The following is a 12,761-nucleotide window of genomic DNA, read 5'->3' on the forward strand; positions in this document are numbered from 1 at the left end:
GCGCAACGCGGTCTCGTCTCCGGCGAGGACCTCTCCCGCGAGCTGAGCACCTTCGCTCCGGCCCTGCTGCGCCCGTCGCCCCGCAGGCGCCCTCCGAGAGCACCTCTCCCGACACCGAGGACGCCCCCACCGGAAGCTGACACCGGAAGCTGACACCCGACTACTCGCCCCACCCGCCCCGCTCGCGGCGGGAACGCCGACGGCCCGGAGGACACTGTCCCCCGGGCCGTCGGCGTCCGTCAGCGCGCGTCGCGGCGGCGGCGCGTGACTCCGAGCGCGAGCGCTCCACCGGCGAGCAGGGCGAGAGCCGCCGCGGCGGTCCAGCCAGTCTCTACGCCGGTGCTCGCGAGTCCCGAGCCGGTCCGCGGAGGAACGGCGCCGGCCGGAGCGGGAGTCGGCGTGCGGGTCGGCTCGGCCGTCGGCGCGACCGTGGGCTGCGCGGTCGGCTCAGCCGTCGGCGCCACCGTCGGCTCGACAGTCGGCCCCGGCGTCGGCACCGTCCCCGCCCCGAACACGGACTCCGCGGAGCCGAGCGATGCGAGCACCGTCTCGCCGTTCGCGTCGTCCACGCCGTCGTTGTCGGTCACCGCGAACACCTCGCCGGAGCCGGTGATCCCGAGGCCCTCGAGCTTCTCCTGGGTCCAGCCGTTCCCGGCCTGCAGCGCGGGCAGCACGTCGACCGCGAGCGTCTTCTCGAGCATCGGCAGCGTCTCGCCGACCGCCGCGCCGGCCTCCGTCGGCAGCGGCACCGTGTACACGGCCTTCAGCGCGGCATCGGGCCCGTTGAGCTTGTCGCGCTCGATCACCGCGAGCGTGCCCGCGGCGGTCAGCGTGATCTCCGAGAGTCCGTTCCAGTCGCCGTCCGCCCCGGAGACGGCCTCCAGCGGGTAGCCGAAGAAGCTCCAGGTGTCGGCGGCGACGTCGTAGCGCCCGATCCGGACCACTCCGTCGGCGTCGATCGAGGCCTCGCGCTGCAGCGCCGTCCAGACGATCTCACCGGCGGCGCCGTCCTCGACGGTCACTCCCTCGAAGCCCTGCTTGCCCAGCGCGGAGGCGAGCTCCGCGGGCAGGGCGATCCGCTCGGTCACCGCGGCGTCGGCGTCGAGCCGCAGGAGCGCGTTGCCGTCGCCGGTCCCGCCCTCCGTCACGGCCCAGAAGCCGCCGTCGACGCGGGCGGCGATCCCCTCCAGATCCAGAGCGGCGGGCTCGCCGCCCTCGGTCACCGTGAGGGTCGTGTCGAGCAGCGCCGGCGAGACGGAGGTGTCGATCGAGTGGAGGGTGCTCGGCGCGTAGGCGCTGTCGCTCACCGCGTACAGGCGGTCGGGCGCCGCCGGATCGGTCGAGAGGCCCGAGAGCGCGCCCCAGGGCAGCGGCGATCCGTCGACGTCGGCCGACAGCACGGTCGGGAACGCGGGGGCGGAGGCGCCGAGCGCGTAGAGCTGCACGCTCGCGCGGACGGCGGCCTCGGCGTCGTCGGTCTCGCTCGAGACGACCAGCAGGTCGCGCTCGGGCAGGGCGAGCAGCCCCTCCGGACCCGGGGTCGACGGCAGCGCCTGCACGAAGCGCGGCGCGGTCGGCTCCGACACGTCGTAGACGGCCACGAAGTTGGCCCGCTCGGCGCCGACGAACACGTAGGGGACGCCGTCGAAGGTGGCCGAGAGCAGGCCCTCGGGCTCGGAGCCCTTCGCGTCGGAGCGCTTGTCCGGGTAGAGCCCGAGGCGCACCGCGAGGTGGTCGAACGAGTTCCCGACGTCCCACTGCACGGCCCCGGTCGCGGCGTCGAGGATCGACCAGCCGCGCGTGCCGCCCTTCCAGTCGCCCTCGTTCGCGATCGCGACGTGGTCGTCGCCGACCCAGCCGATCGCGTCGGGCTCGCGCGGGACGTCGGTGATCGAGCCGGTCAGCGAGATCGAGTCGTCGTCGAGCGTGTCGATGCCGCTGACGGAGGCGGTGCCCGCGGTGTACGAGGCGGTGACGGAGCGGGTGGCCAGGTCGACGATCGCGACGGCGTTGTTCTCCTGCAGCGTCACGGCGACGGCCGTGTCGGCCGGGTTGATCGAGACGTACTCGGGCTCCGGGTCCGACGGGGTGTCGAGGCCGGCGAGACCGGTGAGGTCGACGTGCTCCGGCACCCAGGCGGAGGGGTCGCCCGCGAGGTCCATCACCACGAGCTCCCCGGCGGGCGCCTGCGGGAGGTCGCCCTCCTCGCCGCCCTCGGGGGCGAGGTCCTCGTCGCGCTGGTTCTCGATCGCGATGACCGCGGTCGAGCCGTCGGTGGTGACGTCGATGGAGTCGGGCTGGCCGCCGAGCTCGATGCTCGCGACGGGCGCGAGGTCGTCGGCGTGCAGCACGCTGACGTGGCCGGAGGGGTTCGCGAAGTCGCCGTCGCTCGTGTCGACCACCGCGAGGACGTACTCGCCGGTCGCGTAGACCGAGGTCGGCTCGCCGCCCACGCCGACGCCGCCGCGCGGCTCGGGGGCGTCGGGGTCCGAGATGTCGAGGACGTCGATGCGCTGCCCGGCGGAGTCCGTCGAGTAGACCAGGCGGCCGTCGGGCGACGCGCTCGAGATCTCGGCGACGGCGGAGTCGGCGGACGGGTCGGCCGCGTTGAGGTAGGCCGGCACCGTGGCGATGCGGGTGAAGAAGGAGTCGCCCGCGGCGGAGGCGGGCAGGGCCGCGGCTCCGAGGGTGCAGCCGGCGAGGGTGACGGTGAGGGCGAGGGCGGCGGTGCGGGTGCGGGTGCGGGTGCGGGTGTGACGAGAGGACACGGGTCTCCTGAGCGGCTTCGAAGGAACCCGCCCACGCTGGCCGCCCCCGGTGAACGCCCCGCCGCCCGCAGGTGTCCGCCCGGCGAACGCGCGGTGGCGGAGCCGCGACCGGGCGGGGGTCTCGAGACGCCGGCACGGACGCCTCGAGATCCGCCAGGCGGCGTGGTCAGCGCGCGAGGCCCTCCGCGGCCGAGCCCCAGGAGCCGAGGGCCGCGCGGACGCGCTCGTCGCGCGCGAGCGTCAGCGCCTCCGCGTACCCCTCCTCCAGCACGTCGTCGAGCCGCACCCGCGCACCCGTCTCGGAGGAGCGGACCGCCGCCTCCACCATCGCGAGGCTCCGCACGTTCGAGTGCACCTCGCCCGAGGGGACCGCCCCCGAGCCCAGCACTCGCACGAACTCCGCGAGCGAGCCCGCGATCTCCTCGGGCACGGGCTCGAGCGTGGCGGTCCGCACCGGCTCCGACTCGCGCGACTGCCACTCCGGAGCGCCGTCGCCGTCCCAGTGCGCGGTGCCGCCGGCCCCGTTCACGCGCCAGTCGCCGTTCCACGAGGTCTCGAGGCCGTCGGCGCACCAGCTGCCGGTGTAGCTGAAGCGCACTCCGCCGGCGAACTCGAACACGGCGCTCGCCGCGGCTCCGTCGGCGTACCAGCTCCAGCCCGGGTTGTACTCCTCGCAGTAGACCGCGACCGGGTCGCTGTCGAGCAGGTACCGCGCCGCGTCGAAGGCGTGGATCGCCATGTCGACCAGGAGCACGTGGTCCATCTCGTCGCGGAAGCCGCCGAAGCGGGGTGCCTTCGCGAAGTGCACGGAGGCGGTGCCCAGCTGCCCGAGCCCGGCGATCTGCTCGCGGAAGGCGGTGATCGCCGAGTAGTAGCGGCGCGACTGGCTGGTCATCAGGAGCCGGCCCGAGGCCTCTGCCGTCGCCGCGAGCACCAGCGCCTCGGCGATGGTCGGCGCGATCGGCTTCTCGGAGAGCACGGGCAGCCCGGCGAACAGCGCCTCCGAGCTGACGGGCAGGTGCGCCCGCGGCACGGTCACGTTGACCACGGCGTCGGCGCCGGAGCGCGCGGCGACCTCGGCGACGGAGGTGCCGACCGCGACCGGGCCGACCCCCTCCTCCTCCGCGGCAGCCGTGGCGAGGTCGACGTCGAGGTCGACCAGGCCGACGAGCTCGGCGTCCGGGGAGTCGCGGATGGTGCGGATCCAGGCGCGGCCCATCGCGCCGGCGCCGACCTGGACGAGGCGGACCGTCATCGGACGAGCGCTCCCTCGTAGTCCTGGCCGTTGTGGAAGTCCTCGGTCTCGTAGCGCTGCAGCACCGGGAGGCGGCGCTCGGGGCGCGAGGAGCGCACCCACTCGACGCCGTTCGCGATCACGCGGCGCACCTCGGCCTGGTGGTAGACGGGGTAGTCCTGGTCGCCGGGGGAGAAGAAGAAGATGCGCCCGTGGCCGCGCTTCCAGGTCATGCCGGAGCGGAAGACCTCGCCGCCCGTGAAGGTCGAGAGGAACACGAGCTCGTCGGGCGCCGGCACGTCGAAGAACTCGCCGTACATCTCCTGCTGCGGGATCAGGAAGGGGTGCGGGATCCCCTGGGCGATGGGGTGCGTGGGGTCGACGGTCCAGACCAGCTCGCGGTCCTGCTCCGAGCGCCAGCGCAGCGTGCAGGTGGTGCCCATGAGCTTGCCGAAGATCTTCGACCAGTGGCCGGAGTGCAGGACGACGAGGCCCATGCCCGAGAGGACGTGGCGCTGGACGCGCTCGACGATCTCGTCGGAGACGTCGCCGTGGGCCATGTGGCCCCACCAGACGAGCACGTCGGTGGCGTCGAGGACGTCCTCGGTGAGGCCGTGCTCGGGCTCGTCGAGCGTGGTGGTGGAGACGGTGGCGCGCTCGCCGAGGTTCTCGCGGATGCCGTCGGCGATCGTGCTGTGCATGCCGTCGGGGTAGATCGCGCGGACCTTCTCCTCGATCTGCTCATGGCGGTTCTCGCCCCAGACGAGGACGCGGACGGGGGAGGAGGGTGTGGTCACGGTGTTCCTTCTTCGACGGTGGAGACGGTGCGGCAGTGGGCGGCCCGACACGGGGTTAACCGCTTTACCGGCCGCGTCTCCTAGGATGCGGGAGACGTCCGCCCCGCGTCAACCACGGCCCGGCGGCGCGAGCGGAGGAGGCGCGGTGGCCACGATGAGGGATGTCGCGCGCCTCGCGGGGGTCTCGATCGCGACGGTCTCGTTCGTGGTCAACGACACCAAGCCCGTCTCGCCCGAGACCCGCGAGCGGGTGCGGGCGGCGATGCGCGAGCTCGGCTTCCGGCCGCACGCCCTGGCCCGCGCTCTCGCGCGGCGCCGCTCCGGGATCATCGCGGTCGTCTATCCGCTCGTGTCGAGCCGGCCGCTCAACACCGCCACCTCGTTCCTGCTCGGAGCCGCCGAGGCCGCGGCGGAGCAGGACCACTCGATCGTCCTGTGGCCGACGGTCGGCGGCTCCGACCGCCTCGCCGACCTGCGCGCCGACGGCCTGATCGACGGCGTCGTGCTGATGCAGGTCACCAGCGAGGACGAGCGCGTGCCGGTCCTGCGGGACTCCGGCACGCCCTTCGCCCTCATCGGGCGCACCCGCGACCCGTCCGCCCTCGACTGGGTCGACATCGACTTCGAGGGCATGGTCGAGGAGGCGCTCGGCCGGCTCGCCGGCCTGGGGCACGCGCGGGTGGCGCTCGTGCTCGGCCCGGACCGCGACGCCGCGGCCGACTTCGGCCCCTACGCGCGCACCCAGGAGGCGTTCGCACTCGCCTGCGCGGCCCGCGGCGTCGAGGGCGTGCTGCTGCGCTGCGAGGAGTCGCCCGCCGGCGGCCGCACCCTCGCCCGCTCGTTCGACCCCGCCTCCGCGACCGCCGTGGTGATCGTCAACGGGGGCGCCGCCGTCGGTTTCGCGCACGAGGTGCGGCACCGCGGGCTGCGCGTGCCCGAGGACCTCTCGATCGTCCTGCTCGCCTCCGACCCCGACGTCGCCGACCTGGCCGACCCGGCGCTCGACCTGCTCGTCGCGCCCGGCCGCGAGCTCGGCCGCCGCGGAGTGGAGGCGCTGCTCGCCCGCCTCGCCGACCCCGCGGCACCGCTCCTCCAGGAGCGCATCGGCGGCCCGTGGCGCCCCGGCGGCTCGGTCGCCCCTCCGCACTGACGGGCGCCCCGGGAAGCCCCGGGAGCGCGCGTTACGGCACGATCGAGTCGATGTAGCCGCCGTCGACGCGCACGGCTGCGCCCGTGGTGGCCGAGGCGAGCGGGGAGGCGAGGTACGCCACCATGTGGGCGATCTCCTCCGGCTCGATGAGGCGCTTCAGCAGCGACTGCGGCCGGTGCAGGCGCATGAACTCGCGCTGCGCCTCCTCCCACGGCAGCTCGCGGTCGACCAGCTCGTAGACGAAGTCCTCGACGCCGCCCGTGTGGGTCGGCCCGGCGAGCACGCTGTTCACCGTCACCCCGGTGCCGGCGGCGGCCTTGGCGAAGCCGCGCGAGACGCCCAGCAGCGCGGTCTTCGACACTCCGTAGTGGATCATCTCGGCGGGTGTGACGACGGCGGAGTCGCTGCCGATGTAGAGGACGCGGCCCCACTCGCGCTCCATCATCCCGGGGAGGTAGGCGCGGGTGAGGCGCACGCCGGTGAGCACGTTGACCTCGAAGTAGCGGCGCCACTCGTCGTCGTCGATGGAGAGCGCATCGGCGGAGCCGAAGATCCCGAGGTTGTTGACGAGCACGTCCACGTCGGCGGCCGCGCGCAGGAGGGAGCCCGTGCCCTTCTCCGTCGACACGTCGGCGGCGACTCCGCGCACCCGCGCCTCCGGCACCGCCGCGCCGACCGCCTCGATCGCCCGGCGGATCGACCGCTCGGAGCGGGCGTTCACGATCACCTCGGCGCCCGCCTCCGCGAGCGTCGTCGCGATGGCCAGCCCGATGCCCTGCCCCGACCCCGTGACGAGGGCCGTGCGCCCGGTGAGATCCAACCCGATCATGCTGCTCCGCTCCGCGCCGCCGCCCGCCGGCCGCGCTCGGGGTCGAGCATGCCACCGAGCCCTGACATCCGGCCCACTCCCGGCTGAGGACGCCCGCGGGTCGCCGCGGCGTCGCTCGGAACGGCGGAGACCGTTGCCAACCGGACACTCGTGCGTTACGGTCTAACCAATCGGCAATACGTATTACCCGTGGGTAGTAGGCCGATGACCCAGACTGTCGACGAGGACGAGGCGGACGCGTGACCCCGATGCAAGCAGATGTCGCCGTGATCGGCGGCGGACTCGGAGGAGTGGCGGCGGCGATCGCCCTCGCCCGCAACGGCCTCTCGGTCGTGCTGACCGAGCAGTACCCGTGGCTGGGCGGCCAGCTCACCTCGCAGGGCGTCCCGCCGGACGAGCACACCTGGGTCGAGCAGTTCGGCGTCACCGCCGACTACCGGCGCCTCCGCGACGGCATCCGCGGCTACTACCGCCGCAACTACCCCCTCACCGCCGAGGCGATGCGCGACGACCGCCTGAACCCCGGCCGCGGACTCGTGAGCCGGCTCTGCGCCGAGCCCCGCGTCGCCGTCGCCGTGCTCGACGAGATGCTCGCCCCCTACCGCTCGAGCGGAGCGATCCGCGTCGTCACCGGCGTCGTCCCCTTCGCCGTCGACGGCGGCCCGGGCCGGATCGAGCGCGTCCTGCTGCGCGACGCGGTCTCGGGCGAGGAGCTCGCCGTCTCCGGACGGTACGTGGTCGACGCGACCGAGACGGGGGAGCTGCTCCCCCTCGCGGAGGTCGACTACGTCACGGGCTCCGAGTCGCGCGACGAGCACGGCGAGCCCAGCGCTCCCGCCGTCGCCGACCCGATGAACGTGCAGGCCGTCACCTGGTGCTTCGGCTTCGACAGCGCGGACGGCGACCACACCATCGAGCGCCCGGCCGACTACGACTACTGGCACGAGTACGAGGTGCCGTTCTGGGGCGGGAAGCTCCTCTCCTTCACCGCGCCGAACCCGAGGACGCTGCGCCCCGAGACCCGCACGATGCACGTCAACGCCGTGGGCGACACCCGCACCGCGGACCAGCGCGCGCAGGGCGGGGACACCGACCTCTGGATGTTCCGCCGGATCCTCGCGACCGAGACCCTCCGGCCGGGCGCGCTCGACAGCGACATCGTGCTCGCGAACTGGCCGATGCTCGACTACCTCGACAGCTCGATCCTCGACGTGTCGGAGCCGGAGAAGCACCTCGCCGGCGCCCGCGCGCTCTCGCTGTCGTACTTCTACTGGCTCCAGACCGAGGCGCCCCGGCCCGACGGCGGCCGCGGCTGGCCCGGGCTCCGGCTCCGCGGCGACGTGATGGGCACCGCCGACGGCCTCGCGCAGGCCCCCTACATCCGCGAGTCCCGCCGGATCCGCGCGCTCACCACCGTGCGCGAGCAGGACGTCTCCGTCGCCGCCCGCGGGACGGGGAGCCCCGCGCGCTTCGACGACTCCGTCGGCGTGGGCATGTACCGGATCGACCTGCACCCGACCACCGGAGGCGACAACTACCTCGACGTGGAGTGCTCGCCGTTCGAGATCCCGCTCGGCGCCCTCGTGCCGCGCACCCCGACGAACCTGCTGCCCGGGGGCAAGAACATCGGGACGACGCACATCACCAACGGCGCGTACCGCCTCCACCCCGTGGAGTGGAACATCGGCGAGGCCGTCGGCGAGCTGGCGGCCCTCGCCCTCGCCGAGGACCTGTCGCCCCACGAGATCGCCGCCGACCCCGCCCTCGTCGCCCGCCTGCAGGCGAGGCTCGAGTCGCGCGGCGTAGAGACCCACTGGCCCGACGTCGTCGGGTACTGACCGGGAACACCGAGAAGACCATTGGAGAAAGAGAGACGATGAGACCAGCGAAGAAGCTGATGGCCTCGCTCGCCGCAGTCGGAGTGATCGCCGCCCTCTCGGGCTGCGGCGCCGCCGGCGGCGGGGACGACTCAGCACCCGTCGCTCTGAGGATGTCCGTCTGGACCTCCGACGAGAAGCAGCTCGCCCTGTTCGACTCGATGGCCGACGAGTACATCGCCGACCACCCCGAGATCGAGTCCGTGACCTTCGAGTCCCTCCCGTTCGCGGACTACAACTCGACCCTGACCACGCAGGCCGCGGGCGGCAACGCCCCCGACCTCGCCTGGGTGGGCGACATCGCGAAGGACCTGATCGACGCCGGAGCGCTCGCTCCACTGACCGAGACCTTCGAGGGGACCGAGGGCTACGAGTACGACGACATCCTGCCCAGCGTGGCGCAGTCGTTCAGCCAGGACGGCGAGCTCTACGCGTACCCGTTCTCCAACTCGCCGTTCGCGCTGTACGTGAACCAGGACCTCATCGCGCAGGCCGGGCAGACCGTCGACCCCGCGACGCTCAGCTGGGAGGACGTCGACCGCATCGGCGCGGCCGTCAACGAGTCGACCGGCAAGGCCGGCTACATCATCCGCGACTTCGACTTCTCGGGCTGGCTGAGCCTCGCGAACCTCTGGGCGGGCTGGGGAGCCCAGCCTTGGAGCGACGACGGGACCCAGTGCACGATGGACTCGCCCGAGATGGTGGAGGCGTTCCAGTTCTTCCACGACTCGGTCTACGTCAGCGGCGCGACCCCCGGACCCGGCGTGACGGCGGACTTCTTCGCCGGCGACGCCGCGTTCACGACCGCGCAGGTCTCGCGCGCGAGCCTGCTCGACGGCTCGTTCCCGTTCGAGATCTACCCGCTGCCCGTCGGCCCCGCCGGCGAGTACGGCAACATCGGCCAGGCCGGCATGGCCGCGCTCGCAGGCGGCGACCACGTGGAGGAGGCGACCGGCTTCCTCTCGTTCATGACCAACCCGGAGAACTCCGCCAAGCTCGCGCAGTTCTTCCCGCCGCCCCGCGAGTCGCTGCTGTCCGGTGAGGAGCTGGCGAAGGTCAACACGCGCCTCAGCGCCGAGCAGCTCGACCGCGTCGTGGTCGACGAGCTCGCCGACGTGTCCGCCACCCCTCCGGTGACGAGCCCCGCCGAGATCACCTCGGTCGGCAAGACGGCGCTGGACCGCATGTGGTCGGCCGATGCCGACGTCGCCGAGGTGCTCGGAGGCGTCTGCGACGCCATCGCGCCCGTCCTCCAGGGGAAGTGATCCCGTGACCGCGACCTCGACGGACAGCCGCCGATCCGCTCCCGCCGGCGCCTACTGGAACCTCCGGCGCCGCGACGCGCTCGCCGGCTGGCTCTTCATCGCGCCCCAGCTGCTCGGTGTGATCGTGTTCGTGCTGCTGCCCGTCGGGCTCGCGGTCTGGTTCAGCCTCAACGAGTGGAACGTCTTCACCGGCTCCATGACCTTCGTGGGCGGCGAGAACTACGAGCGGGCGATCAACGACCCGAGCATCGGCGCGGTGCTCGGCACGACCGCGGTCTTCTCCGGGGGAGTGGTCGTCCTGAACCTCGCCCTCGGGCTGGGCCTGGCCGTGCTGCTCAACCGGAGGATCCCGGGCGGCGCCCTGTTCCGCACGCTCTTCTTCTCGCCCGTCGTCATCTCGGTGGTCGCCTGGACCCTCGTCTGGGGCTTCCTCCTCCAGGACAACGGCGCGATCAACGGCCTGCTCTCGCTGGTCGGCCTCGACGGGCCGAACTGGCTCCAGGAGGGGCCCACCGCGATGGCGAGCGTCATCGTCACGCAGGTCATCCGCAGCGTCGGCGTCAACATGGTGCTCTTCCTCGCCGCGCTGCAGGGAGTGCCGGGCGACCTCTACGAGGCGGCCCGCCTGGACGGCGCGAGCCCCCGCGCGATCTTCTTCCGGATCACGCTCCCGCTCATCTCGCCCACCCTGCTCCTCACCGGCATCCTCACGATCGTCGGCTCGCTGCAGGCGTTCGCGCAGGTCGCCGTCCTGACCGAGGGCGGGCCCGAGCTGTCGACGACAGTGCTCGTCTACTACGTGTTCCAACAGGCCTTCGAGTTCAGCGACATCGGCTACGGCGCGACGCTCTCGCTGATGCTGCTCCTCTTCGTCCTGATCCTCACGGTCGTGCAGTGGCAGCTGCGCAAGAAATGGGTCTTCTATGAGAACTGACGCCGTCGTCGAGGAGGGGACCCCGCTCACGCCACGCCTCGAAGCCGTCCCGGAGCCGCCCGTCAAGCGCCGCCGCGGCCGCAGCCCGCTCATGACCGCCCTGCTCGTCGTGACGCTGATCCTGCTCGTCCTGCCGTTCGCGGTGCCGACGTTCTGGATGATCGCCTCGTCGTTCAAGCCGGTGAACGAGATCTTCTCGAACCCGCCGACCCTGCTGCCGGACTCGCCGAGCCTGGCGGGCTACGCCGAGGCGTTCCGGTTCCAGCCGTTCGCGCTCCAGTACTGGAACAGCCTCTACATCGCGGTCACGGTCACCGTGGTGACGCTGCTGGTCTCGAGCCTGGCCGGCTACGCCTTCGCCCGGATCCCGTTCCCGGGACGCAACGCGGTGTTCCTCGTCGTCCTGACCGGCCTGCTGGTGCCGACGGAGGTGACGATCATCCCGCTGTTCCAGATCTTCCGGCAGCTCGGCTTCATCGACACCCACGTGCCGCTGCTGCTGGTGCCGATGGTCGGAGCGCCGGCGGTGCTGGGCACGTTCATCATGCGGCAGTACTTCATCGCGATGCCCGGCGAGCTCGAGGAGGCCGCGCGCCTGGACGGCCTCGGCCGCTTCGGGATCTGGCGGCGCATCTTCCTGCCGCTGTCCAAGCCCGCGCTGTCGGCCGTCGCGATCCTGACCTTCCTCGGGTCCTGGAACATGTACCTCGAGCCGACGGTCTACCTGACCTCACCCGAGCTCTTCACCCTGCCCCAGGCGCTCACCCGCTTCACCGACGCCTACGGCGGGGAGATGTGGGACGTGCAGCTCGCCGCGGCGACGATGACGGTCGTGCCCGTGCTGGCCGTGTTCCTCCTCGCTCAGCGGCAGTTCGTGGAAGGGCTCGCGCACTCCGGTCTGAAAGGCTGACCCGGTGTTCACGGATCGCCCCCTCGCCGCCCTCCGCGAGTTCCGTGCGGAGGTCGCGGAGCCCGAGGACTTCGACGCCTTCTGGCGGGCCACCCTCGCGCTCGGGCGGGAGGGCGGCCCCGCCGTGAGCGCCGCGCCGGTCGACGCGGGCCTCCCGCTGGTGCGGGTGCGGGACGTGCGATTCCCCGGCTTCGCGGGCGAGCCGATCGCCGCCTGGCTGGTGACCCCCGCGGTCGACCCGGGCGCCCCGCTCCCCGTGGTGATCGAGTACCCCGGGTACGGGAGCGGACGGGGCCGTCCGATCGAGCACCTCTGGATCGCCGCCGCCGGGTACGCGCACCTGGTCGTCGACGCGCGAGGCCAGGGAGCCGGCCGCCTCGCCCGCTCCGGAGCCACCCCCGACCCCCACGGCAGCGGACCCGCGTACCCCGGGGTCACGACCCGCGGCATCGAGTCGTCCGAGACGTACTACTACCGGCGCCTGATCGCGGACGCGGCGCTCGCCGTCGACGCCGTGGAGGCGCTCCCCGGGCTGGACCCGGACCGCGTGTCGGTCTTCGGCGGCAGCCAGGGCGGAGCGCTCGCGACCGCCGCGGCGGCGCTGCGCCCCCGGGTGCGCGCCGCGATCGCCCTGGTGCCCTTCCTCTCCGACGTCCTCCGCGCCACGACCGTCACGAACGAGGCGCCCTACGTCGAGATCGCCCGTTACCTGGCGACCCGCCCCGAGGACCTCGACGCCGTCGAGCGGACCCTCTCCTACGTCGACGGCGTCCACTTCTCGCGGCGCCTGGGCTGCCGGGTGCACCGCTCGGTCGGCCTGATGGACCCGATCTGCCCGCCCTCGACGGTCTTCGCCTCCCACAACGTCTCGGGCGGCGAGACGTCGATCGACGTGTGGCCGTACAGCGGGCACGAGGGCGGCGGGGTCGGCGACCGCGAGCGGGCGCTGGAGGTGCTGCGGGAGGTCCTCGGGTGACCGGACGGGCGTGACTCCGCG

General features: G+C 73.1%; 10 protein-coding genes. 6 read left to right on the plus strand and 4 right to left on the minus strand.

What is annotated here, in order from left to right:
• Positions 1 to 239: 239 nt before the first annotated feature.
• The 3 genes from C5D66_RS12105 to C5D66_RS12120 all read right to left on the minus strand — a co-directional run bounded on the left by C5D66_RS12105 (position 240) and on the right by C5D66_RS12120 (position 4,799).
• Positions 240 to 2,768, minus strand: a complete 2,529-nt coding sequence (locus C5D66_RS12105) for an esterase-like activity of phytase family protein (RefSeq protein WP_146084786.1) — start codon at positions 2,766 to 2,768, stop codon at positions 240 to 242.
• A gap of 166 nt (positions 2,769 to 2,934) precedes the next feature.
• Positions 2,935 to 4,023: a Gfo/Idh/MocA family protein gene (locus C5D66_RS12115; RefSeq protein WP_104255936.1), complete on the minus strand. Its 1,089-nt coding sequence runs from the start codon at positions 4,021 to 4,023 to the stop codon at positions 2,935 to 2,937.
• Positions 4,020 to 4,799, minus strand: a complete 780-nt coding sequence (locus tag C5D66_RS12120; RefSeq protein WP_104224317.1) for a ThuA domain-containing protein — start codon at positions 4,797 to 4,799, stop codon at positions 4,020 to 4,022. Before C5D66_RS12120 ends, C5D66_RS12115 begins: the two co-directional genes overlap by 4 nt.
• A 154-nt stretch (positions 4,800 to 4,953) precedes the next feature.
• On the opposite strand from C5D66_RS12120, the gene C5D66_RS12125 reads away from it, so the two are divergent.
• Positions 4,954 to 5,949, plus strand: a complete 996-nt coding sequence (locus tag C5D66_RS12125; RefSeq protein ID WP_258061427.1) for a LacI family DNA-binding transcriptional regulator — start codon at positions 4,954 to 4,956, stop codon at positions 5,947 to 5,949.
• Between the two features lie 31 nt (positions 5,950 to 5,980).
• On the opposite strand, the gene C5D66_RS12130 is transcribed toward C5D66_RS12125, so the two are convergent.
• Complete coding sequence (locus tag C5D66_RS12130; RefSeq protein WP_104255965.1) at positions 5,981 to 6,775, minus strand: SDR family NAD(P)-dependent oxidoreductase; 795 nt, start codon at positions 6,773 to 6,775, stop codon at positions 5,981 to 5,983.
• A 251-nt stretch (positions 6,776 to 7,026) separates the two neighbouring features.
• Here C5D66_RS12130 and C5D66_RS12135 point away from each other — a divergent pair, with 251 nt between their 5' ends.
• The 5 genes from C5D66_RS12135 to C5D66_RS12155 are packed head-to-tail and all read left to right on the plus strand — an operon-like array spanning position 7,027 to position 12,740.
• Positions 7,027 to 8,616 (plus strand): FAD-dependent oxidoreductase, encoded by a 1,590-nt coding sequence (locus C5D66_RS12135; protein ID WP_104255966.1) that lies wholly within the window; start codon positions 7,027 to 7,029, stop codon positions 8,614 to 8,616.
• A gap of 38 nt (positions 8,617 to 8,654) precedes the next feature.
• Positions 8,655 to 9,920, plus strand: a complete 1,266-nt coding sequence (locus C5D66_RS12140; RefSeq protein WP_104224315.1) for a sugar ABC transporter substrate-binding protein — start codon at positions 8,655 to 8,657, stop codon at positions 9,918 to 9,920.
• 4 nt (positions 9,921 to 9,924) lie between these two features.
• A complete protein-coding gene (locus C5D66_RS12145; protein ID WP_159912158.1) occupies positions 9,925 to 10,854 on the plus strand; it encodes a carbohydrate ABC transporter permease in 930 nt (309 codons plus the stop codon).
• Positions 10,844 to 11,764, plus strand: coding sequence for a carbohydrate ABC transporter permease (locus tag C5D66_RS12150; protein ID WP_258061417.1), 921 nt, complete (start codon positions 10,844 to 10,846; stop codon positions 11,762 to 11,764). The genes C5D66_RS12145 and C5D66_RS12150 overlap by 11 nt, the downstream gene beginning before the upstream one ends.
• A 4-nt stretch (positions 11,765 to 11,768) precedes the next feature.
• Positions 11,769 to 12,740, plus strand: coding sequence for an acetylxylan esterase (locus tag C5D66_RS12155; RefSeq protein WP_104255939.1), 972 nt, complete (start codon positions 11,769 to 11,771; stop codon positions 12,738 to 12,740).
• Positions 12,741 to 12,761 lie beyond the last annotated feature (21 nt).

The sequence above is a fragment of the Rathayibacter sp. AY1B4 genome, assembly GCF_002932815.1.
Lineage (GTDB): Bacteria > Actinomycetota > Actinomycetes > Actinomycetales > Microbacteriaceae > Rathayibacter.